Here is a 23,064-nt window from a genome sequence, read left to right on the forward strand (position 1 = left end):
TGAATGATGAAAGTAGTATTTATGGGAACACCGGACTTTTCTGTTCCGGTGCTTCGTCGTCTTATCGAGGACGGATATGACGTAGTTGGTGTTGTAACACAACCTGATCGTCCAGTAGGCAGAAAAAAGGTTTTAACACCTACTCCTGTTAAAGTGGAAGCAGAAAAACATGGTATTCCAGTATTACAGCCATTAAAAATTCGTGAAAAAGACGAATATGAAAAAGTATTAGCACTAGAGGCAGACTTAATTGTAACAGCTGCGTTCGGTCAGATTGTACCAAACGAAATTTTAGAAGCACCAAAGTACGGATGTATTAATGTCCATGCCTCTTTACTTCCAGAACTACGTGGTGGTGCACCGATTCATTATGCGATTATGGAAGGTAAAGAAAAAACAGGCATTACAATTATGTATATGGTAGAAAAATTGGATGCTGGTGATATCTTAACGCAAGTGGAAGTAGAAATTGAAGAACGTGAAACGACAGGCTCGTTATTTGATAAGTTAAGTGAAGCAGGAGCACACCTTCTATCTAAAACAGTACCTTTATTAATTCAAGGTAAGTTAGAACCAATTAAACAAAACGAAGAAGAAGTAACGTTTGCATATAATATAAAACGTGAGCAAGAGCAAATCGATTGGACAAAAACAGGTGAGGAAGTATACAATCACATTCGTGGATTGAACCCATGGCCAGTTGCTTATACAACTTTAGCAGGACAAGTTGTTAAAGTATGGTGGGGAGAAAAAGTACCCGTAGTCGAAGCAGCTGAAGCAGGTACGATTGTTGCGATCGAAGAAGACGGTTTTGTTGTAGCAACTGGTAATGAAACGGGTGTTAAAATTACTGAGTTGCAACCTTCTGGTAAAAAGCGTATGAGTTGTTCGCAATTTTTACGTGGTACAAAACCTGAAATTGGAACGAAGTTAGGAGAAAATGAATGAGACAAAATGTTCGTGAGTTAGCTCTTGATGGTTTAATTCAAGTAGAAAAAAGTGGTGCATACAGTAATTTACTTTTAAATAATCTAATTGAAAAAAGTACAATTGATAGAAAAGATATTGGCTTGTTAACTGAAATTGTATATGGAACGATTCAACGTCGTGACACATTAGATTATTATTTACAACCTTTTTTAAAAAAGAAGGTTGAGGCGTGGGTAAGAGTATTGCTTCGCTTATCTTTATATCAAATGATTTATTTAGACCGAGTGCCAGAAAGAGCGGCTATTCATGAAGCGGTTGAGATTGCAAAGCGTCGTGGGCATAAAGGAATTGCTGGTATGGTGAACGGTGTATTACGTTCGATTCAAAGGGAAGGTGTACCTTCTGTAGATGAAATCAAGGATCCAGTAGAACGTCTTGCAATTGCAACAAGTCATCCAGTTTGGCTTGTCCAAGAGTGGACTTCAGAATATGGTTTAGAAACTGCAGAGAAAATGTGTGAAGTAAACATGTTACCGCCTGTACCAACAGCACGTGTAAATGTTGATAAAGTAACAGTAGAAGAAGCGATTGAGTTATTGGCAAGTGAAGGTATAGATGCAAAACGTGGTGATTTGTCAGATGATGCAATTCAAATTGAAAGAGGGAATGTAGCGCACACAGATGCGTTCAAAAAAGGTTTTCTTTCTATTCAAGATGAAAGCTCTATGCTTGTAGCACGTGCTTTAGAACCGAATGAGGGAGATGTAGTTCTAGATAGTTGTGCTGCTCCGGGCGGAAAAACAACGCATATCGCAGAGCGATTAAAAGGAACTGGTAAGGTCATGTCTCTTGATTTACATGCACACAAAGTGCGTTTAATTAAACAACAAGCAGATCGACTTGGTTTAGAGAATGTAGAAACAAAGGCATTAGATGCTAGAAAAGTGCAAGAGCATTTTGCAAATGAAACGTTTGATAAAATATTAGTAGATGCACCATGTTCTGGATTTGGTGTAATTAGACGTAAACCTGATATTAAGTTAGGTAAAGATAAAGGCGATAGTGAAAGATTATCGACGATTCAACTTGCCATACTAGAAAAAATAGCACCGTTACTAAAACAAGGTGGTCGCCTTGTTTATAGTACGTGTACAATTGAAAAAATAGAAAATGAACAAGTAATAAAGCGATTTTTACAAGAGAATCCTGAATTTGAGTGGGATACTACGATAAAAGAGCGTATGCCAGAAAAGTTAAGTCCGTATATTGATGAAGGTCAAGTACAAATTTTACCGCATTATTTTGCAACAGATGGCTTTTATATTGCTTGTTTAAGGAAGAAGGTGTAGCATCATGGAAACGACTGTAAGAAAACAAAAGAAAAATGTAGAAACGAAAAAACCATCAATTTACTCATTACAACTTCATGAAATGCAAGATTGGTTAAAGGAACAAGGAGAACCGAAGTTCCGCGCTGGACAAATTTTTGACTGGTTATATAAAAAACGTGTAAAAAATTATGAGGATATGTCAAACCTTTCTAAAGGATTGCGTGATAAATTGTCGAATTCCTTTGATATTACTACTTTAAATACGTTAGTAAAACAAACGTCTTCGGATGGAACAATTAAATTCTTATTCCAGTTATACGATGGGTACTCTATTGAAACGGTATTAATGCGACATGAATATGGAAATTCCATTTGTGTAACAACACAGGTTGGATGCCGCATTGGATGTACGTTCTGTGCTTCTACACTTGGTGGGCTAAAACGAAACCTAGAAGCTGGAGAAATTGTAGCGCAAGTAGTAGAAGTGCAGCGTGCGCTTGATGAAACGGAAGAACGTGTAAGTTCTCTTGTTGTTATGGGAATTGGAGAGCCGTTTGATAATTACGATAACTTAATGTCATTCTTACGCATCACTAACCATGAAAAAGGACTTCATATTGGTGCAAGACATATGACAGTTTCAACAAGTGGAATTGTTCCAAAAATTTATAAGTTCGCTGAAGAAGATATGCAAATTAATTTTGCGATTTCATTGCATGCTGCAAATACAGAGTTACGTTCAAAATTAATGCCGATTAACCGTGCTTATAAGCTACCGGATTTAATGGAGGCTATTAAATACTATGTAAATAGAACAGGGCGTCGTATTACATTTGAATATGGCTTATTTGGAGGAGAAAATGACCAAGTTGAGCACGCTGAAGAACTTGCTGCGCTCTTAAAAGGTGTAAAATGTCATGTAAACTTAATTCCGGTAAACTACGTGCCAGAACGTGATTATGTACGTACGCCACGAGAGCAAATTTTCTTATTTGAGAAGACGCTAAAAGATCGTGGAGTGAATGTAACAATTCGCCGTGAACAAGGTCATGATATTGATGCAGCCTGCGGTCAGTTGCGTGCAAAGGAGCGCAAAGAAGAGACGAGGTGACGAGATGAAAGCCGTGTTTCTATCGGATAAAGGGAAAGTTCGTCAACATAATGAAGATAGTGCAGGAGTTTTTCACAATTTAGATGGAAATATTTTAGCGGTAGTAGCAGATGGAATGGGAGGTCATCGAGCTGGTGATGTAGCTAGCTCGATGGCTATTCAATTATTCCATGATTATTGGAAGCAAACGCATAATATGAATAAGCCGAAAAAAGTAGAAGAGTGGTTACATACAAGTGTTGGAATTATTAATGAACGTATACATGAATACTCTAAGCAACATGTAGAATGTAATGGTATGGGAACAACACTTATAATAGCAATTTGTACACCAACCTTTGTGACAATAGGTCATATAGGAGATAGTCGCTGCTATATGGTATCAGAGGGTGAAATGGCGCTTGTAACGGAAGATCATTCCCTTGTAAACGAACTTGTGAAACATGGTGAAATTTCAAAGGAAGATGCAGAATATCATCCGAAAAAGAATGTTTTGTTACGGGCATTAGGGACAGAAGAGAAAGTCGGATTAGATGTTAAAACATTGGTGCTAGAAGAAGATGATCAGTTACTTCTTTGCTCTGATGGATTATCTAATAAAGTTTCTATTGCTGATATGAAACAAATTTTACAGTTAAATGAACAGCTTGAAGGAAAGGGACAACGTCTCATTCAATTGGCAAATGATCGTGGTGGGGAAGATAACATCACCCTTGTTCTTATTGATTATGCGGATTCGACAAACGAAAGTAGGTGAAGTGCAACGTGCTGATTGGAAAACGCTTAAATGACCGTTATAAGCTACTGAAAATGATTGGTGGCGGAGGAATGGCCAATGTATATTTAGCTCATGATGACATACTCGGCCGAGATGTAGCGGTAAAAATATTAAGACTCGATTATTCAAATAATGAAGAGTTTATTAAACGTTTCCATCGAGAAGCGCAATCTGTTACAACGTTGTCGCATCCAAATATTGTGAATATGTATGATGTTGGAGAAGAGGATGGTATATATTATCTTGTAATGGAATATGTACCCGGACGAACATTGAAGCAATACATAATTGATCGAGGGATGTTACCGATAGGAGAAGCTCTTGATATAATGGAGCAGTTAACGTCCGCCATGGCACACGCCCATCATTTTGAGATTGTGCATCGAGATATAAAGCCGCACAATATTTTAATTCGAGCTGATGGAGTAGTGAAAGTAACAGATTTTGGAATTGCGACAGCTACAAGTGCAACAACAATTACACATACAAATTCGGTACTCGGTTCGGTGCATTATTTATCACCAGAACAGGCACGAGGCGGGATAGCGAATAAACAATCAGATATTTATTCTCTTGGTATTGTTATGTTTGAATTGCTAACAGGAAGACAACCATTTTCTGGTGAATCTGCTGTGGCTATAGCTTTAAAACATTTACAAAATGAAATTCCGTCTCCAAAAAGATGGAATGAAAATATTCCACAAAGTGTTGAGAATATTATATTAAAGGCGACTGCGAAAGATCCGTTCCATCGATATCAATCTGCCAATGCGATGAAACGGGATATTGAAACGGCGCTATATCCAGAGAGGATAAATGAGCAACCATTTTACATACCGGAAGATATGGAAGCGACAAAAGCGATTCCGATTATTCAACAAGAACAATTATTTGAAAATGTAACTGATGAAACAATTGTTTTAAAAGGGAGTAAAGTGGACGAACAAGTAAGAGAAGAAGCTGAATTAAGTAAGAAGAAAAAACGAAGTAACAAATGGCTCAAAGTTTTAATTACAACATTTTTACTTTTAGCAATTGGAATAACGTTAGCGTTTACTGTTATTCCGGGATTCTTTATTCCGAAAGATGTAAAAGTCCCTGATGTGGCTGGTATGAAGTATACGACAGCTGTAAATACATTAGTTGAAAAAGGTTTTGAAGTGACGGAACCCAATATTGTATATACAGATGATGTTGAAGCAGGTGATGTGATAAAAACAGACCCTGTAGCAGGCAGAGTTGTGAAAGAAAGCTCTAAAATTACTATCTATCAATCAGGTGGAAAAAAGAAAAGTAAGATGAGTGATTTCACAGGAAAAGATTTTGAGAGTATAAGGGCTGAGTTAGAAGAAAAATATAAAAAAGTTACAATAAATTATATTGAAAATGATCGACCAAAAGGTGAAATCGTAGAGCAAATCCCGACGCCTGACCAAATGGTAGTAGAGGCAGAGCAAGAACTGAAAATTTGGGTGAGCAAAGGTCCTTATCAAATTAGACCAGGTGATTTTTCAGGATGGACTGAAAATAGCGTAAATGGTTATTTGAATGAGAGAAAACTAACCCCAGATGTAAAACGAGAGTATTCAGATACTGTCGATAAAGGACTTGTAATTTCTCAATCACCAAAGCCAGGAACACCGTTAAAAGAAGGTGATAAAGTGACGATTATCATCTCAGATGGACCTAAGCCGAAAGTAACGAAAACCGTAAAAGTGGATAACATTTCTATCCCATATGAGTCTTCTATAATAGGTGAGAAAAAACCGCAAACAATAGAAATTTATAAAGAAGATATGCAACAAAAAATGGATAGACCAATTGAAACAAGAACGATTACAGAGTCGGCAACAATTTCTTTAGAATTTATCATCCAAGAAGGTACAAAGGGACACTATAAAATCGTAAGAGATGGAGTTACGATTATTGACAATGACGTACCATATCCAACTCAATAATAGTGAACGCTATCGCTTTCTATAAAGAAATATGAGGTACTACCCTTGCCTGTTATGTTATCTACAAAGTGGATGGTATAGCAGGCAAAAATATATGATTCAAAAAGTTATAAAGGTGATACTGTTATAAATAATATTTCGAATTTGATGGTAGATTAAATATATTAACTTTGGTGGGTTTTAAACTAATTGTTTAAAGAATCCTAGTCCATTCAATATTAATTACAGCTTCACTTTATACAAAATAAAGGAGAATTATATGCCAGAAGGAAAAATTGTAAAAGCTCTAAGTGGGTTTTATTATGTGCAGCATGAAGAAGGGATTACACAATGTCGCGGGCGTGGTGTATTTAGAAAGAATAAAATTACACCACTTGTAGGAGACCAAGTCGTTTTTCAAGCAGATAACCCAACGGAAGGCTACGTGCTTGAAGTATTTGATCGAAAAAATGAACTTGTTAGGCCTCCTATTGCTAATGTTGATCAAGCGATTCTCGTTTTCTCTGCAGTAGAACCAGATTTTAATCCGGGACTGTTAGATCGATTTTTAGTGTTGATTGAATACCATAACATTAAGCCGATTATTTGTATTAGCAAGATGGATTTAGTAGATGAAAAGATGAAAACAACCGTTGAGGCTTATGCGAATGATTATCGTGAAATGGGTTATGATGTATTGTTTACTTCTATAAATACATCTGAAAGTATTGATATTTTAAAGCCATTTTTAGAAGGTTGTGTTTCTGTGGTTGCAGGCCAATCTGGTGTTGGGAAATCTTCCATGTTAAACGTATTACGTCCAGATTTAGAACTGAAAACTAATGATATTTCCTCACATTTAGGACGCGGGAAACATACGACAAGACATGTGGAATTAATCACAGTTGGAAGTGGACTTGTTGCGGATACGCCTGGTTTTAGTTCACTTGATTTCATAGATATAGAAGTAGAAGATCTTACATATTGTTTTCCAGAGTTGAAAGAAGCAAGCCAATACTGTAAATTTAGAGGGTGTACACATCTTTCTGAACCGAAGTGTGCGGTGAAAGCTGCAGTTGAAGAAGGGAAAATTACCGAATATCGCTATAAGAATTATAAACAATTCGTAGAAGAAATTAGAGAGAGAAAGCCGAGGTATTAGTCATGATTAAAATTGCACCATCGATTTTATCAGCAGATTTTTCAAAATTAGGGGAAGAGATTAAAGATGTAGAAAAGGGCGGAGCGGATTACATTCATGTGGATGTAATGGATGGACATTTCGTACCAAATATTACGATTGGTCCATTAATTGTAGAAGCAATTCGTCCGATTACATCATTACCGTTAGATGTACATTTAATGATCGAAAATCCTGACAATTACATCCCAACTTTTGCACAAGCTGGAGCGGATATTATTACTGTTCATGTAGAAGCTTGTCCTCATCTGCATCGTACAATTCAGTTAATTAAATCTCATGGCATTAAAGCGGGAGTTGTATTAAATCCGCATACGCCAGTTTCAACGATTGAGCATGTATTAGAAGATATAGATATGGTATTACTTATGACAGTAAACCCTGGATTTGGCGGACAAAAATTTATCCATTCAGTATTACCGAAAATTAAACAAGTCGCAGAAATGGTTAAAGAGCGAGATCTAGAAGTGGAAATTGAAGTTGATGGTGGTGTTAACGCTGAAACGGCAAGACTTTGTATTGAAGCAGGAGCAAATGTACTTGTAGCTGGATCAGCGGTATATAATCAAAAAGACCGCGGTGAAGCAATTCGTGTAATTCGTGGATAATAAACAAAATTTTATTACTAGCCTAGTGAATCTTTTAGTTCAGCAAGATGTCACTATTTACACAGGATAGAAAAAAATATATAAAAAGGCAATCTACCGAATGGCAGATTGCCTTTTTTACAATAGAAGGGGAAGAAAAAATGATTATTCATATTTTGGCAGGAGGACCTGTAGAATACTGCGCAGATTTTTCTCGATATGAAAATGAGAAAGTAGTGTGGGCAGCCGTTGATAGAGGAGTATACCGTTTATTAAAAAGAGGAATCACTCCGGCTGTTGCGTTTGGAGATTACGATTCAGTTACAGAAGAGGAACTAATATGGATGGGACAACAAACAAATGAATTACATATTGTTCCGCGCGAAAAAGATCAAACGGATTTAGAGATTGCAATTAACTGGGCATTAGAACAGAATCCGGCACTCATTCGTATTTTTGGTGCTACCGGTGGAAGGCTTGATCACGGTTTAGCAAATATACAGATGCTTCTAAAAGGGTTAGAAGTAGAGATAGAAATGAGTATTGTAGACAACAAAAATGAAATAACAGTAAAAAAAGTTGGTACACATATAATTGAAGAAAATAAAAATTTTCCTTATGTATCTTTTGTACCGGTTACTGAAACAGTGGAAGGGATTACATTACATGGATTTAAGTATCCTCTTATTAATAAAACAATAGAGTGGGGATCGACACTTTGTATTAGTAATGAACTCATTGTGGAAAAAGGTACTTTTTCATTTACTTCTGGCATATTAATGATGATAAGAAGCACTGATTGAAGAAACAATTTTGCTCCTTGCATCATATAGTTAACAAGTGGAGTAATGGGGATTAGGAGGGAAACCATGAGATTTTATACAATTAAGTTACCTAAATTTCTTGGTGGAATTGTTCGCGCGATGTTAAATACCTTCAAAAAAGACTAAAAAAAGCACCTATTACCGGTGCTTTTTCCATTGGTATAATAAAAAAAGAGCCTAGTGGCTCTTTTTTTTATTATTAAACACGTTCGATTTTGCCAGATTTTAATGCTCTAGCAGAAACGTAAACACGTTGAACTTTTCCGTCGATGCGTACGCGAACTTTTTGAAGGTTAGCGCCCCATTTACGTTTTGTAGCGTTCATTGCGTGAGAACGAGAGTTACCAGAACGAGCTTTTCTTCCAGTGATAGCACAAACACGAGCCATTTATATTTCCCTCCCTTGATACCTTACCATACGTAATTTTTCAATGTTAGTCTTTTATGCGATGCTAAAAACACTACTATAATTTAACACAACTAAAAAGAGAATGCAACACCGTAGAAAAAAGAAATCAAGAAAAATTACTTGACACCATATGCCAATGAGGAAAAGTTGAAATCAAGAAAAATTACTTGACATACTATAGTGGTACATGTTGTATAATAACAATGGACTATTTTGCTCATCATAGAAAAGTGTAGTATAAAACATAAAATATGTGAGTGAAAAGAAAGAACGATGGAATTTTCTTTGAAAAGATTATATGATAGTAACTAAAGTAGTCTAGCTCACTTTCACCATTTATGAAGGGGGAAACGAGATGTCAATTGAAATTAAAACGAAGTACGGTCAAATTGATATTAGTACAGATGTAATTGCAACAATTGCTGGAGGTGCCGCAGTAGATTGCTACGGTATCGTAGGTATGGCATCAAAAAATCAGTTAAAAGATGGATTAACAGACATTTTACGAAAAGAAAACTTCACTAGAGGCGTAATTGTTCGTAAAGGTGAAGATGAAGTACATATTGATATGTATATTATTGTGAGCTATGGTACGAAAATTTCAGAAGTAGCACATAACGTGCAGACGAAAGTGAAATATACATTAGATCAAACTGTAGGACTAGCAGTAGATTCTGTAAACATCTACGTACAAGGAGTTAAAGTAATAAACTTGTAATGTGCATTAAGGAGGAAAATCTGTGTCAATTCAAAAAATTGATGGAAAACGTTTATCACAAATGATCATGCAAGGAGCGAATAATTTAACAAATAATGTTCAGCTTGTTGATGCATTAAACGTATTTCCAGTTCCAGATGGCGATACCGGTACAAACATGAACTTATCTATGACTTCAGGCGCACGTGAAGTGAAAGCAAATCCTTCACAGCATGCTGGTAAAGTCGGCGTAAGTTTAGCCAAAGGATTATTAATGGGAGCTCGTGGTAACTCTGGAGTTATTTTATCTCAGTTGTTCCGTGGTTTTTCAAAATCCATTGAACAAAAAGAAGAATTAACAACGGTTGATTTTGCTGTAGCTTTAGAAGCTGGAGTAGAGGCAGCTTACAAAGCGGTTATGAAACCGATTGAAGGAACGATTTTAACGGTTGCAAGAGAAACGGGTAAATATGCAGTAACAGTTGCGAAAAAACAGCGCGACTTTGTTTTGTTTATGGAAGACGTTGTGAAAGAAGCGAATGCATCGTTAAATCGTACGCCAGATTTATTACCTGTATTAAAACAAGTTGGCGTTGTAGATAGCGGTGGTAAAGGTCTTGTTGTAGTATACGAAGGATTTTTAGCTGACTTAAAAGGAGAAACAATTTCTTCTGATGCGCCGACGCAACCATCTATGAATGAAATGGTACGCGCAGAACATCACCGTAGTGTACAAAGCCAATTGAGTACAGAAGATATTAAGTATGGATATTGTACGGAGTTCATGGTGAAATTAGAGGCTGAAAAAGTGAAAGAGCACAATTTCTCTGAGCAAAAATTCCGTGAAGATATTAGTGTGTACGGTGATTCATTATTAGTTGTTTCTGATGATGAAATTGTAAAAGTTCATATCCATGCAGAGCATCCTGGAGACGCTATGAACTACGGACAACGTTATGGTAGCTTAATTAAGATTAAAGTAGAAAATATGCGTGAACAGCATACTGCTTTATTAGATGAACCTACTATGGTGCCTGAGCAACCAAGCCAATCAAAAGAGAAGCAACCGTACGGTATTGTAACTGTAGCTATGGGATCTGGTATTAAAACTTTATTTGAGAGCATTGGTGCGACGAAAGTTATCGAAGGTGGCCAAACGATGAATCCAAGTACAGAGGATATCGTGAAGGCAATTGAAGAGGCGAATGCTGATAAAATTATTATTTTACCAAATAACGGAAATATCGTAATGGCAGCAGAGCAAGCGGCATCAGTTGTAGATCAAGAAGTTATTGTTGTTCGTTCGAAAACAGTTCCTCAAGGTATGGCTGCAATGTTAGCATTTAATCCAGTTGGAACGTTAGAAGAGAATGAAGAAAACATGAAAGAAGCTTTATCTCATGTGAAAACAGGTCAAATTACGTATGCTGTTCGTGATACGGAAATTGACGGTGTGACAATTCAAAAAGATGATTTCATGTGTATTGCAGATGGGAAAATCGTATCAACAAACGCTGAAAAAGTAGGAGCTGCGAAGCAATTACTAGAGGCACTAATTGATGAGGATTCTGAAATCGTAACGATTCTACAAGGTGAAGATGCAACTGATGAAGAAGTAGCTGAGTTAATTGAATTTGTAGAAGAAAACTTTGAAGATGCAGAAGTAGAAGTACATGCTGGAAACCAACCAGTATATTCTTTCATCTTCTCTGTAGAATAAGAAAAGATTTGTTTTGAAAATAAATGGATTACTTATTTGCTAATGGATTAAGAAGTAGTAATATGAAGTTTATTACTAGTTTTTATTCAAAAGGCTAGCATATTGAAGATGAAAAAGAGCCTTGCTGCTAATAGTGGGGCTCTTTTCTTTCGTGTTGTTTATGATGGGTTTGAGTAGTTTCTCTTAGAATGCCTATGATAGAATATATAAGGTGAAAGAGAGCGATTACAGATGTTAATTGATGCCCAGGTCCAGATAGAGTACACAAAGAAAATAATGTAACGGAGTGTGAGAATCTTGAATGAAGTTGTACAAGTTCCTGTTACGGATGTAAAGGGAATCGGAGGAGAAACATCTGAATTACTACACGAGATGGGAATTTATACAGTTTCTCATCTATTAGAGCATTTTCCGTACCGTTATGAAGATTATGCGATGAAAGATCTTGCTGAAGTAAAGCATGATGAACGTGTAACAGTTGAGGGGAAAGTTCATAGTGCTCCTTTACTACAATATTATGGGAAGAAGAAGTCACGACTTACAGTTCGTGTCCTTGTCGGTCGTTATTTAATTACTGCTGTGTGTTTTAATAGACCGTACTATAAGCAAAAGTTACAGCTAGATGAGACAGTAATGATTACTGGTAAATGGGATCAGCATCGTCAAACGATTGCGGTATCAGAGCTTCATTTTGGACCGGTAGTACGTCAACAAGAAGTAGAGCCTGTATACTCAGTAAAAGGGAAACTTACAGTGAAACAGATGCGTCGTTTTATCGCCCAAGCGTTAAAGGAGTATGGAGACTCTATAGTTGAAGTGTTACCTGATGGTTTGCTAAGCCGATATAAATTATTACCGCGTTATGAAGCGCTAAGGGCCCTGCACTTTCCAGTAGGGCAGGAAGATTTAAAACAAGCACGCCGCCGTTTTGTATATGAAGAGTTTTTCTTATTTCAACTGAAAATGCAAACGTTACGGAAAATGGAGAGGGAAAATTCAAAAGGAACAAAGAAAGAAATTCCTTCGGCAGAATTACAAGAGTTTATCGATACACTTCCGTTTCCGTTAACTGGTGCGCAGCGCCGAGTTGTAGATGAAATTATGAAAGATATGACATCTCCTTATCGGATGAATCGTTTGCTGCAAGGTGACGTAGGTTCAGGGAAAACGGTCGTTGCTGCAATTGGTCTTTATGCAGCGAAACTAGCACATTATCAAGGTGCCTTAATGGTTCCAACAGAAATTTTAGCAGAACAACATTATCAATCGCTCGCGGAGACGTTTTCTCATTTTGGTATGAAGGTTGAATTGTTAACGAGTTCTGTTAAAGGTGCGAGACGTCGAGAGATTTTGGCAAGATTAGAGCAAGGGGAAGTAGATATCCTTGTTGGAACGCATGCTTTAATTCAAGATGAAGTTATATTTCATAGGCTAGGCCTCGTTATTACTGATGAACAGCATCGATTTGGTGTAGCGCAGCGCCGGGTTTTACGGGAGAAAGGTGAAAGTCCAGATGTATTGTTTATGACGGCGACCCCAATTCCGCGAACGTTAGCTATCACTGCATTTGGAGAGATGGACGTTTCTATAATCGATGAAATGCCAGCTGGTAGAAAGGTAATCGAAACGTACTGGGCAAAACATGATATGTTAGATCGTGTTCTTGGCTTTGTTGAGAAAGAGATAAAAAAAGGAAGACAGGCATATGTTATTTGTCCTCTTATTGAAGAGTCTGAGAAACTTGATGTACAAAATGCTATCGACTTACATAGTATGTTGACTCATCATTATCAAGGTAAATGTCAAGTTGGATTAATGCATGGCAGATTATCATCTCAGGAAAAAGAAGAGATAATGGGACAATTTAGTGAAAATAAAGTGCAAATTCTTGTATCGACAACAGTTGTCGAAGTTGGTGTGAACGTACCGAATGCGACTGTTATGGTTATTTATGACGCAGAACGTTTTGGCTTATCGCAGCTTCATCAGCTGAGGGGGCGTGTTGGGCGTGGTAGTGAACAATCATATTGTTTATTAATCGCAGATCCAAAATCGGAAACGGGAAAAGAGCGAATGCGTATTATGACTGAAACGAATGATGGATTTGTATTGTCAGAAAAAGATTTAGAGTTGCGAGGTCCTGGAGATTTCTTTGGAAGTAAGCAAAGTGGTTTACCAGAATTTAAGGTCGCTGATATGGTACATGATTATCGAGCGTTAGAAACAGCAAGACAAGATGCGGCGATACTAGTAGATTCAGAAGCGTTTTGGCACAACGATCAGTATGCTGCCTTGCGTACGTATCTTGATGGAACAGGTGTGTTCCAGGGAGAGAAGCTCGATTAAAGGGAGTCAACAAAAATTTTTGTTGCATTCTACTTTTAATGATTATATACTACTGTTAGTACCTAGTCATAAAAAACGGATGGTGCGGTATGAAAAAAAGAAGAAGCAAAAAAGAAAGACAAGAATTATTACAGCAAACAATAGAAACGAATCCTTTTATAACGGATGAAGATTTAGCGGAAAAATTTCAAGTGAGCATACAAACTGTTCGTCTTGATCGTATGGAATTATCTATTCCTGAATTAAGAGAACGAATTAAGCATGTAGCTACAAAACAACATGAAGAAGATGTGAAATCTTTACCGTTAGAAGAGGTTGTCGGAGAAATTATCGATATAGAATTAGATAGACATGCGATTTCTATCTTTGAAGTAAAGGTAGAACATGTATTTAAAAGAAATCAAATTGCCCGTGGGCATCATTTGTTTGCACAAGCAAACTCACTAGCTGTTGCGGTTATTGATGAAGAATTAGCTTTAACTGCAAAGTCTACCATTCGATACATTCGTCCTGTAAAATTAGGAGAGCGTGTTGTTGCAAAAGCGCGCGTTGAAGATGTAGAGAATGATAAAGGACGGACGGTTGTCAAAGTGCGAAGCTTTGTTGGAGAAGAACTTGTTTTCACAGGCACTTTTGAAATGTATCGATCTAGTAATTATAGTGAGGAAGGTAACAACTTATGAAAATCGCAATAGATGCAATGGGTGGCGATCATGCTCCAAAGGCTGTCGTATTAGGGGCAATGAAAGCTATTAAGGAATATTCAGATTTACATATTACGTTAGTAGGAAAAGAAGAGGACATTCGCCAATACTTAACCAGTGAAGAGCGAATTACTATACTTCATACAGACGAAAAAATCGAATCGACAGATGAACCAGTAAGAGCGGTTCGCCGAAAAAAACAAGCATCAATGGTACTAGCGGCAGAGCAAGTAAAGAACGGCGTAGCGGATGCTTGTATATCAGCAGGAAGTACAGGAGCATTAATGGCAGCCGGATTGTTTGTTGTTGGTCGTATGGAAGGAATTGAACGACCAGCTTTATCGCCTACAATGCCAACTGTTGATGGAGAAGGTTTTGTGATGTTAGATGTTGGAGCAAACGTTGATGCAAAACCAATTCATTTATATCAATATGCAGTAATGGGCTCTGTTTATGCAGAGAAGGTAAGAGGAATTAAAAATCCTCGCGTTGGACTTTTAAACGTTGGAACAGAGGATGGTAAAGGAAACGAGCTTTCAAAACAGGTCTTTGCTATGCTCAAGGATGCACCAATTAATTTTGTTGGAAACGTTGAATCAAGAGACTTATTGCAAGGTGTAGCAGATGTTGTTGTATGTGATGGTTTTACAGGTAACGTAGCTCTAAAATCACTAGAAGGAACAGCGCTTGCATTATTCTCTATGTTAAAAGAGCAATTAATGAGTTCGTTTACGAGCAAATTAGCAGCAGCAGTATTAAAACCAAAACTTATGGTATTAAAAGATAAAATGGATTATTCGGAGTATGGGGGAGCGGCGTTGTTTGGATTGAAAGCTCCTGTCATTAAGGCTCACGGTTCTTCAAATGACCAATCGATATTTAGTGCGATTCGTCAAACGAGAGAAATGGTAGCGAAAGAAATTATTCCTACAATTTCAAGTGTAATGGAGAAAGAGCCACTCCAATAAGAGGAGGATTTGAAATGGGTAAACTAGCATTTCTTTTTCCGGGCCAAGGTTCACAGGCAGTTGGAATGGGTAGACAGTTAGCAGAGAATAATAAAGAGGTTGCGAAAGTATTTGAAAAAGCAGATGAGGTGCTGCAAGATTCACTTTCAGAAGTGATTTTTGAAGGGCCGCAGGAAAAACTAACATTAACAACAAACGCGCAGCCTGCATTATTAACAACGAGTTTTGCTATTTTGACAGCTTTGAAAGAGTATGATATTACACCAGACTTTGTCGCGGGACATAGTTTAGGTGAATATAGCGCTCTTGTAGCAGCTGGTGCATTAACTTTTGATGAAGCTGTATATGCTGTAAGAAAACGCGGGGAATATATGGAGGAAGCTGTTCCTGGCGGAGAAGGTGCAATGGCAGCTATTTTAGGGGCTGACCCACATATGCTGAAACAAGTTACAGAAGAAGTAACAAATGAAGGATATGCAGTACAAATCGCTAATATGAATAGTACGAAGCAAATTGTGATTTCGGGAACAAAACAAGGAGTAGAGATTGCTTCTCAAAGAGCAAAAGAAAATGGTGCAAAGAGAGCAATTCCGCTTAAGGTAAGTGGACCGTTTCATTCCTCTCTTATGAAGCCAGCTGCTGAGAGATTCCAAAACGTTTTAAATGAAATTACAATTCAAGATACGAATATTCCTGTTATCGCAAATGTTACAGCGGACGTTATTACACGTGGTACAGATATTCAAGAAAAGCTAATTGAACAGCTATATTCGCCTGTCTTATGGTATCCATCCATTGAATATATGGTGAATCAAGGGGTAGATACATTTATTGAAATTGGACCTGGGAAAGTACTTGCTGGACTTATGAAGTCGATTGATTCATCAGTGAAAGCATATGCGATATACGATGAAGAGACATTACAAGATACCATTTCAAATTTGAGAGGAGAAAACTGATGTTAAAAGGGAAAGTTGCATTAGTAACGGGTGCTTCACGTGGGATTGGTCGTGCGATTGCGATTGATTTAGCGAAACAAGGGGCAAATGTAGTAGTAAATTATGCTGGTAATGAGCAAAAGGCGAATGAAGTAGTTGATGAAATAAAGAAATTAGGTTCAGATGCTATTGCAGTAAGAGCAGATGTTGCAAATACTGATGATGTTACAAATATGGTGAAACAAACTGTAGATACGTTTGGACAAGTAGATATTCTTGTAAATAACGCTGGTGTAACAAAAGATAATTTATTAATGCGTATGAAAGAAGAAGAATGGGATACAGTTATTAATACAAACCTAAAAGGTGTTTTCTTATGTACGAAGGCAGTATCTCGTTATATGATGCGTCAACGTCATGGACGTATTATTAATATCGCTTCTGTTGTCGGGGTAACCGGAAACCCAGGACAAGCAAACTATGTTGCTGCTAAAGCGGGTGTAATTGGATTAACAAAAACATCAGCAAAAGAATTAGCGAGCAGAAATATTACAGTGAATGCAATTGCTCCAGGGTTTATTGCGACTGATATGACGGATGTATTAGATGAAAATATAAAAGCCGAAATGTTAAAATTAATTCCTGCAGCTCAGTTTGGTGAAGCGCAAGATATCGCAAATACTGTAACATTTTTTGCTTCTGATCAAAGCAAATATATTACAGGACAAACGTTAAATGTTGATGGCGGAATGGTAATGTAATAAAAGAATTGATTTCAACTAGTTTTTTTGGCCAATATTTAATATAATATTTGAGGGGAGGTGAATGGAATGGCAGATGTTTTAGAGCGTGTAACAAAAATCATCGTTGATCGTTTAGGTGTAGAAGAAACTGAAGTAGTACCAGCTGCGAGCTTTAAAGAAGATTTAGGCGCAGACTCCCTAGATGTAGTAGAACTTGTAATGCAATTGGAAGATGAATTCGAAATGGAAATTTCTGATGAAGATGCTGAAAAGATTGCTACTGTTGGCGATGCTGTGACTTACATAGAGAGTCATCTATAATGCTTAAGTGAAGTCCCGTTTTTTAGCGGGGCTTCTCGGCTTATATCTGGAGGGACCTATGCCGTACCGAAAACATAGAGAAAAAAAATACGAAACAAAATATCGTGAAGCGTTTAAAGTATTTCAAGAAGAGATAGGTATTACGTTTTCAGATGAAAAATTATTGATTCAAGCATTTACGCATTCATCGTATGTGAATGAGCATCGAAAAAAACCGCATGAGGACAATGAGCGTCTTGAATTTCTTGGTGATGCTGTATTGGAACTCACTGTATCACAGTATCTGTTTCAAAAATATCCGACAATGAGCGAAGGAGAGTTAACAAAACTACGTGCAGCTATTGTATGTGAGCCATCTCTTGTTCGTTTTGCAAACGAGTTGTCATTTGGTAGCCTTGTTTTATTAGGAAAAGGTGAGGAAATGACGGGTGGACGTGAACGACCAGCTTTATTAGCGGATGTCTTTGAAGCGTTTATTGGAGCCCTTTACCTTGATCAAGGGCTAGAAACAGTTTGGGGATTCTTAAAAGAAGTTGTATATCCGAAAATTAATGAAGGTGCTTTTTCTCATGTGATGGATTATAAGAGTCAATTACAAGAATTGATTCAGCGTGATGGTAGTGGCAATATTGAGTATCAAATTTTACAAGAAAAAGGACCGGCCCACAATCGAGAATTTGTGTCTCGTGTTACGTTAAATAACGTGGCATTAGGTCTTGGTAGTGGAAAGTCGAAAAAAGAAGCAGAGCAACAAGCTGCTGCAGAAGCGTTGAAAAAATTAAAAGAACAACAATAAGGAATCCCCCTTTTAACGAGGGGGATTCCTTGTGCATAGAATAAAATTTTCCTTTTATTTGTAAATAAAAGGAGAGGGAATCCGTATAATAGCTTGTTTTCATACAGACAACATTTATAAAAACGGAGAATAGGAGGAAGGCCTTTCGTGTTTTTAAAAAGATTAGAAATAGCAGGATTTAAATCTTTTGCTGAGCGTGTATCTGTTGATTTTGTTCCGGGTGTAACTTCTGTAGTAGGACCTAATGGGAGTGGGAAAAGTAATATTACAGATGCAATTCGCTGGGTACTTGGTGAACAATCTGCAAAATCATTACGTGGTGCAAAGATGGAGGATATTATTTTTGCGGGCAGTGATACGAGAAGAGCGGTTAATGTTGCTGAAGTAACAATCACTTTAAACAATGAAGATCAACGGTTACCGATTGAATATAATGAGGTGTGTGTAACGCGCCGTGTATCTCGTTCGGGTGACAGTGATTTTTATATAAATAAACAACCATGTAGATTGAAGGATATTATCGATTTATTTATGGACTCTGGTATGGGAAGAGAAGCTTTTTCGATTATTAGCCAGGGGAAAGTTGAAGAGATTTTAAGTAGTAAATCAGAGGAACGTCGTGGTGTATTTGAAGAAGCTGCGGGTGTGCTGAAATATAAACTTCGTAAAAAGAAAGCTGAAGGGAAATTAGCAGAAACACAAGAAAACTTAAATCGTGTGCAAGATATAATTCACGAATTAAGTAGTCAAGTAGAACCTTTAGAAAGACAAGCTTCTATTGCGAAAGATTATCTCGAGAATAAAGAAGAATTAGAGAAAGTAGAAGCTGCGCTTATTGTACATGAAATTGAAGAATTACATGAGAAATGGGAAGCGCTTCGAAATCAGTTTGGGCATAATAAAAATGAAGAAGCAAAAATGTCAACGGATTTACAAAAAGGTGAAGAAGAGCTTGAGGAATTACGAGGGCAATTACAAGCGGTAGATGAGTCTGTAGACTCTTTGCAAGAAGTACTTCTTCTTTCTAGTAAAGAACTAGAAAAATTAGAAGGACAGCGTGAGTTGTTAAAAGAAAGGAAGCAAAATGCAACAACGCATTGTGCACAACTTGAACAGTTAATTGTTGAATTAACAGAGAAAGCTACAAGTTATGATGGTGAAATTGCATCAAGTACAGAAGTGTTGATGCAATTTGTAAATCAAGTAAAAGAGTTAGAGAAAAAACTACATGATAATGAGCTACTTCTTGCAACTTTCGCCGATAATTTAGAGGAACAAATTGAGAATTTAAAAGGTGATTATATTGAACTTTTAAATCAACAAGCTAGTCATCGTAATGAGTTATCTATGATTGAAGAACAATCTAAACAGCAAAGCTCTAAAAACGAACGTCTTGATGAAGAAAATGCGAAATATGTAGAAATGCGTATGGAAATTACAGCGAAAAAGACGAAACTTGTGGAAAGTTATGAACAAGTGAAAGAAAAAGTAGCTGGTATCCTTACAAATATACAGAAGACAGAAGCGGCACTTGGGAAATGTAAGGCGCAGTATAGTGAAAATGAAACAAAACTGTATCAAGCGTATCAATTTGTACAACAGGCACGTTCTCGAAAAGAAATGCTAGAAGAGATGCAAGAAGACTACTCTGGCTTCTATCAAGGAGTACGTGAAGTGTTGAAAGCTAGAGAAAATAGGTTGCAAGGTATCGAGGGTGCTGTTGCAGAACTGTTAACGGTACCGAAAGAATATGAAATTGCAATGGAAATTGCTCTAGGTGCAGCGATGCAGCATATCGTCGTACAAAAAGAGGAACATGCTCGTAATGCAATTACATTTTTAAAACAAAATAAACATGGACGAGCAACGTTTTTACCGCAATCTGTTATTAAAAGTAGATCGTTATCATTTGAGCAATTGCGTATCGTAAATCAACACCCGTCGTTTGTAGGTGTGGCGGCAGAACTTGTGCAGTACAACAATAAATATGAAAATGTAGTTTCAAATTTATTAGGTACGGTTATAGTTGCGAAAGATTTACGTGGAGCAAATGAGTTAGCGAAACAACTGCAATACCGTTATCGCATTGTAACAATTGAAGGTGATGTAGTGAACCCTGGTGGTTCTATGACTGGTGGAGCGGTAAAACAAGCGAAATCGTCTTTATTAGGACGTCAACGCGAACTAGAAGAGTGGACGAGTAAGCTAACTGATATGGAAGAAAAAACAACAAAGCTAGAAAACTTTGTTAAAGCAGTAAAACAAGAAATTCAAGAAAAAGAAGTGAAAATACGCGAACTAAGGCAAAGTGTAGAAGCAGAGCGTGTAGATGAGCAAAAATTAAGAGAAGAGATTAATCGCTTAGAATTAGAAGAACATCGTATCAACGATCGCTTATCTATTTATGATTTAGAGATTGAAGGATTTTTACAAGATCGAGTAAAAATCCAAGGGCGTAAAGGGGAGTTAGAAGGTATTTTAACGAACCTTCAAGCTGATATTGCGGAGTTGGATAGTAAAATTGTCGCTTTAACAAAACAAAAAAGTGAGCAACACTCTTCGAAAGAAAACGTTCAAAAAGAAATGACTGAGTTAAAGGTGCTGGCAGCTGAAAAGCAACAACGCTTATCTAATCAAAAAGAAAAAGTTGAACGATTGACGAAGGAAAAAGAAGAGACTGATGCAACGCTTGTAAAAACAAAAGAGGATTTAGCGTTCTTAAAACAAGAAATGACGTCTAATTCAAGTGGTGAAGAACAAATTACGAATATGATTGAGAAGAAAGCGTATGATCGTAATCAAACTTCGGAGCTGATTCGTTCTCGCCGTGAACAACGCGTATCATTGCAAGAAAGAGTTGAGCGTTTAGAGCGCAATGTGAAAGACACATTAGGTAAACATAAATATATTCTTGAGATGTTGAAAGATCAAGAAGTGAAAATAAACCGACTTGATGTAGAGCTAGAAAATAGACTGCAACATTTACGTGAAACATATACGATTTCATTTGAAGCAGCGAAGCTAAAATATACAATGACGATGCCAGCAGAAGATGCACGTAAGAAAGTAAAATTAATCAAATTATCCATAGAAGAGTTAGGTACAGTGAACCTAGGGGCAATTGATGAATACGAACGTGTAGCGGAGCGTCATACATTTTTACTAGAGCAGAGAGACGATCTAGAAGAAGCGAAATCGACATTGCATCAACTTATTACGGAAATGGATGAAGAGATGAAAAAACGCTTTTCTACTACGTTCGAAGGAATTCGAACGGAATTTCAATTGGTATTCTCTGAATTATTCGGAGGCGGAAGAGCGGATTTAGTAATGACAAATCCAGAGGACTTATTAAATACGGGTATTGATATTGTAGCGCAACCGCCAGGGAAGAAACTACAAAACTTAGGTTTACTTTCAGGTGGAGAGCGTGCTTTAACGGCAATTGCGCTCTTATTTGGTATTTTAAAAGTACGCCCAGTTCCATTCTGTGTGCTAGATGAAGTAGAAGCAGCTCTTGATGAGGCGAATGTAGCTCGTTTTGCGCAGTATTTAAAGAAATTTAGTGATGAAACACAGTTTATTGTAATTACACACAGAAAAGGTACAATGGAAGAGTCTGATGTATTGTACGGTGTAACAATGCAAGAATCAGGGGTGTCTAAGCTTGTTTCTGTTCGTTTAGATGATGGCGAAGAACTTGTGGCAAGCAAATAGGAAGGATGGGAAGTATGAGCTTTTTTAAAAAATTAAAAGAAAAAATTTCAAAACAAACGGATACGGTAACAGAGAAATTTAAACAAGGATTAGAAAAAACAAGAAATTCATTTGCCGATAAAGTAAATGATTTAGTGTATCGTTACCGCAAAATAGACGAAGATTTCTTTGAGGAATTAGAAGAAATCTTAATTAGTGCAGATGTCGGAGTTTCGACGGTAATGGAATTAATTGATCAGTTGAAAGAAGAAGTGCAACGTCGTAATATTCAAGATCCGAAAGAAGTACAGGCTGTTATTTCAGAAAAGTTAGTAGGAATTTACAAAGGTGATAGCGACTTTAGTAATGAAGTTAATATACAAGAGGATCAATTAACAGTAGTTTTATTTGTTGGTGTTAATGGTGTAGGGAAAACGACGACAATTGGTAAGTTGGCACATAAATTTAAATCAGAGGGCAAGTCTGTCTTATTAGCGGCAGGAGATACATTCCGTGCTGGGGCGATTGAACAATTAGAAGTATGGGGCGATCGCGTTGGTGTAGAAGTGATTAAACAAGAATCAGGGTCTGACCCAGCGGCGGTTATGTACGACGCTGTACAAGCTGCGAAAGCACGTAAAGTAGATGTATTGCTATGTGACACAGCAGGTCGCCTGCAAAATAAAGTGAACTTAATGAAAGAATTAGAGAAAGTGAAGCGTGTAATCGAACGTGAAGTACCAGGGGCTCCTCATGAAGTATTACTTGTTATTGATGCAACAACTGGACAAAACGGTTTAAGCCAAGCAAAAACATTCCGCGAGGCAACGAATGTTACTGGTATTGTTTTAACGAAGTTAGACGGAACTGCTAAAGGTGGTATCGTATTAGCGATTCGTAACGAAATGGATGTACCGGTGAAATTTGTTGGACTAGGAGAGCAAATGGATGATCTGCAGCAATTTGATCCAGAACAATATGTGTATGGCTTATTTGCGAACTTAGTAGAAACAGAAGAAGTGTAAGT

The 23,064-nt window shown here is 37.2% G+C and carries 21 protein-coding genes; 20 read left to right on the forward strand and 1 reads right to left on the reverse strand.

All coding sequences use genetic code 11. The features are described 5' to 3' along the window. Positions 1 to 3: 3 nt before the first annotated feature. The 9 genes from fmt (at position 4) to spoVM (ending at position 8,825) form a co-directional block, all read left to right on the forward strand. On the forward strand, positions 4 to 948 hold the full coding sequence (fmt, locus tag COC96_RS18620; RefSeq protein WP_098769137.1) for a methionyl-tRNA formyltransferase: 945 nt from the start codon (positions 4 to 6) through the stop codon (positions 946 to 948). Further along, positions 945 to 2,279, forward strand: coding sequence for a 16S rRNA (cytosine(967)-C(5))-methyltransferase RsmB (gene rsmB / locus COC96_RS18625; RefSeq protein ID WP_098267867.1), 1,335 nt, complete (start codon positions 945 to 947; stop codon positions 2,277 to 2,279). The genes fmt and rsmB overlap by 4 nt, the downstream gene beginning before the upstream one ends. A gap of 4 nt (positions 2,280 to 2,283) precedes the next feature. Continuing rightward, positions 2,284 to 3,372, forward strand: a complete 1,089-nt coding sequence (rlmN, locus tag COC96_RS18630) for a 23S rRNA (adenine(2503)-C(2))-methyltransferase RlmN (RefSeq protein ID WP_098267866.1) — start codon at positions 2,284 to 2,286, stop codon at positions 3,370 to 3,372. A 4-nt stretch (positions 3,373 to 3,376) separates the two neighbouring features. Beyond that, positions 3,377 to 4,129: a Stp1/IreP family PP2C-type Ser/Thr phosphatase gene (locus tag COC96_RS18635; RefSeq protein WP_098267865.1), complete on the forward strand. Its 753-nt coding sequence runs from the start codon at positions 3,377 to 3,379 to the stop codon at positions 4,127 to 4,129. A gap of 8 nt (positions 4,130 to 4,137) precedes the next feature. Then, positions 4,138 to 6,108: a serine/threonine protein kinase PrkC gene (gene prkC, locus COC96_RS18640; RefSeq protein WP_098267864.1), complete on the forward strand. Its 1,971-nt coding sequence runs from the start codon at positions 4,138 to 4,140 to the stop codon at positions 6,106 to 6,108. Between the two features lie 259 nt (positions 6,109 to 6,367). Continuing rightward, entirely contained in the window at positions 6,368 to 7,249 is an 882-nt protein-coding gene (gene rsgA, locus COC96_RS18645; RefSeq protein ID WP_097902957.1) for a ribosome small subunit-dependent GTPase A, read from the forward strand. A gap of 2 nt (positions 7,250 to 7,251) precedes the next feature. Further along, complete coding sequence (gene rpe / locus COC96_RS18650; protein ID WP_098267863.1) at positions 7,252 to 7,896, forward strand: ribulose-phosphate 3-epimerase; 645 nt, start codon at positions 7,252 to 7,254, stop codon at positions 7,894 to 7,896. 140 nt (positions 7,897 to 8,036) lie between these two features. Then, the gene (locus COC96_RS18655; RefSeq protein WP_098267862.1) at positions 8,037 to 8,678 is read left to right on the forward strand and encodes a thiamine diphosphokinase; all 642 of its coding nucleotides are present in this window, start codon (positions 8,037 to 8,039) and stop codon (positions 8,676 to 8,678) included. Positions 8,679 to 8,744: 66 nt separating this feature from the next. Next, on the forward strand, positions 8,745 to 8,825 hold the full coding sequence (gene spoVM / locus COC96_RS18660) for a stage V sporulation protein SpoVM (protein WP_001213599.1): 81 nt from the start codon (positions 8,745 to 8,747) through the stop codon (positions 8,823 to 8,825). Between the two features lie 73 nt (positions 8,826 to 8,898). Here the strand turns inward: spoVM and rpmB are convergent, their stop codons facing one another. Beyond that, a complete protein-coding gene (gene rpmB / locus COC96_RS18665; protein ID WP_000124776.1) occupies positions 8,899 to 9,087 on the reverse strand; it encodes a 50S ribosomal protein L28 in 189 nt (62 codons plus the stop codon). A 376-nt stretch (positions 9,088 to 9,463) separates the two neighbouring features. On the opposite strand from rpmB, the gene COC96_RS18670 reads away from it, so the two are divergent. The 11 genes from COC96_RS18670 to ftsY all read left to right on the forward strand — a co-directional run bounded on the left by COC96_RS18670 (position 9,464) and on the right by ftsY (position 23,062). Continuing rightward, complete coding sequence (locus COC96_RS18670) at positions 9,464 to 9,826, forward strand: Asp23/Gls24 family envelope stress response protein (RefSeq protein WP_097902954.1); 363 nt, start codon at positions 9,464 to 9,466, stop codon at positions 9,824 to 9,826. A gap of 22 nt (positions 9,827 to 9,848) precedes the next feature. Further along, on the forward strand, positions 9,849 to 11,525 hold the full coding sequence (locus COC96_RS18675; protein ID WP_098267861.1) for a DAK2 domain-containing protein: 1,677 nt from the start codon (positions 9,849 to 9,851) through the stop codon (positions 11,523 to 11,525). A 297-nt stretch (positions 11,526 to 11,822) separates the two neighbouring features. Further along, complete coding sequence (gene recG, locus COC96_RS18680; RefSeq protein WP_098769138.1) at positions 11,823 to 13,871, forward strand: ATP-dependent DNA helicase RecG; 2,049 nt, start codon at positions 11,823 to 11,825, stop codon at positions 13,869 to 13,871. 89 nt (positions 13,872 to 13,960) lie between these two features. Continuing rightward, the gene (fapR, locus tag COC96_RS18685; protein WP_000747352.1) at positions 13,961 to 14,554 is read left to right on the forward strand and encodes a transcription factor FapR; all 594 of its coding nucleotides are present in this window, start codon (positions 13,961 to 13,963) and stop codon (positions 14,552 to 14,554) included. Then, positions 14,551 to 15,543: a phosphate acyltransferase PlsX gene (gene plsX, locus COC96_RS18690; protein ID WP_098769139.1), complete on the forward strand. Its 993-nt coding sequence runs from the start codon at positions 14,551 to 14,553 to the stop codon at positions 15,541 to 15,543. Before fapR ends, plsX begins: the two co-directional genes overlap by 4 nt. A 14-nt stretch (positions 15,544 to 15,557) precedes the next feature. Beyond that, a complete protein-coding gene (gene fabD / locus COC96_RS18695; RefSeq protein ID WP_098267858.1) occupies positions 15,558 to 16,502 on the forward strand; it encodes an ACP S-malonyltransferase in 945 nt (314 codons plus the stop codon). Continuing rightward, positions 16,502 to 17,242: a 3-oxoacyl-[acyl-carrier-protein] reductase gene (gene fabG / locus COC96_RS18700; RefSeq protein WP_097902949.1), complete on the forward strand. Its 741-nt coding sequence runs from the start codon at positions 16,502 to 16,504 to the stop codon at positions 17,240 to 17,242. The genes fabD and fabG overlap by 1 nt, the downstream gene beginning before the upstream one ends. Positions 17,243 to 17,311: 69 nt before the next feature. Further along, positions 17,312 to 17,545: an acyl carrier protein gene (gene acpP / locus COC96_RS18705; protein ID WP_000786062.1), complete on the forward strand. Its 234-nt coding sequence runs from the start codon at positions 17,312 to 17,314 to the stop codon at positions 17,543 to 17,545. A gap of 58 nt (positions 17,546 to 17,603) precedes the next feature. After that, positions 17,604 to 18,341, forward strand: coding sequence for a ribonuclease III (rncS, locus tag COC96_RS18710; protein WP_098267857.1), 738 nt, complete (start codon positions 17,604 to 17,606; stop codon positions 18,339 to 18,341). Between the two features lie 147 nt (positions 18,342 to 18,488). After that, on the forward strand, positions 18,489 to 22,058 hold the full coding sequence (smc, locus tag COC96_RS18715) for a chromosome segregation protein SMC (RefSeq protein WP_098267856.1): 3,570 nt from the start codon (positions 18,489 to 18,491) through the stop codon (positions 22,056 to 22,058). 14 nt (positions 22,059 to 22,072) lie between these two features. Further along, entirely contained in the window at positions 22,073 to 23,062 is a 990-nt protein-coding gene (gene ftsY / locus COC96_RS18720) for a signal recognition particle-docking protein FtsY (protein WP_098267855.1), read from the forward strand. Positions 23,063 to 23,064 lie beyond the last annotated feature (2 nt).

The sequence above is a fragment of the Bacillus cereus genome (assembly GCF_002577405.1).
In the GTDB taxonomy this organism is placed as follows: domain Bacteria; phylum Bacillota; class Bacilli; order Bacillales; family Bacillaceae_G; genus Bacillus_A; species Bacillus_A cereus_AU.

Coding starts and splice junctions, on each gene's coding strand:
- fapR (WP_000747352.1), top strand. CDS start 13,961: ATGAAAAAAAGAAGAAGCAAAAAAGAAAGACAAGAATTATTACAGCAA.
- rpmB (WP_000124776.1), bottom strand. CDS start 9,087: ATGGCTCGTGTTTGTGCTATCACTGGAAGAAAAGCTCGTTCTGGTAAC.
- fmt (WP_098769137.1), top strand. CDS start 4: ATGATGAAAGTAGTATTTATGGGAACACCGGACTTTTCTGTTCCGGTG.
- ftsY (WP_098267855.1), top strand. CDS start 22,073: ATGAGCTTTTTTAAAAAATTAAAAGAAAAAATTTCAAAACAAACGGAT.
- fabG (WP_097902949.1), top strand. CDS start 16,502: ATGTTAAAAGGGAAAGTTGCATTAGTAACGGGTGCTTCACGTGGGATT.
- rpe (WP_098267863.1), top strand. CDS start 7,252: ATGATTAAAATTGCACCATCGATTTTATCAGCAGATTTTTCAAAATTA.
- rsmB (WP_098267867.1), top strand. CDS start 945: ATGAGACAAAATGTTCGTGAGTTAGCTCTTGATGGTTTAATTCAAGTA.
- COC96_RS18635 (WP_098267865.1), top strand. CDS start 3,377: ATGAAAGCCGTGTTTCTATCGGATAAAGGGAAAGTTCGTCAACATAAT.
- rncS (WP_098267857.1), top strand. CDS start 17,604: ATGCCGTACCGAAAACATAGAGAAAAAAAATACGAAACAAAATATCGT.
- COC96_RS18670 (WP_097902954.1), top strand. CDS start 9,464: ATGTCAATTGAAATTAAAACGAAGTACGGTCAAATTGATATTAGTACA.
- fabD (WP_098267858.1), top strand. CDS start 15,558: ATGGGTAAACTAGCATTTCTTTTTCCGGGCCAAGGTTCACAGGCAGTT.
- rlmN (WP_098267866.1), top strand. CDS start 2,284: ATGGAAACGACTGTAAGAAAACAAAAGAAAAATGTAGAAACGAAAAAA.
- rsgA (WP_097902957.1), top strand. CDS start 6,368: ATGCCAGAAGGAAAAATTGTAAAAGCTCTAAGTGGGTTTTATTATGTG.
- plsX (WP_098769139.1), top strand. CDS start 14,551: ATGAAAATCGCAATAGATGCAATGGGTGGCGATCATGCTCCAAAGGCT.
- acpP (WP_000786062.1), top strand. CDS start 17,312: ATGGCAGATGTTTTAGAGCGTGTAACAAAAATCATCGTTGATCGTTTA.
- spoVM (WP_001213599.1), top strand. CDS start 8,745: ATGAGATTTTATACAATTAAGTTACCTAAATTTCTTGGTGGAATTGTT.
- COC96_RS18655 (WP_098267862.1), top strand. CDS start 8,037: ATGATTATTCATATTTTGGCAGGAGGACCTGTAGAATACTGCGCAGAT.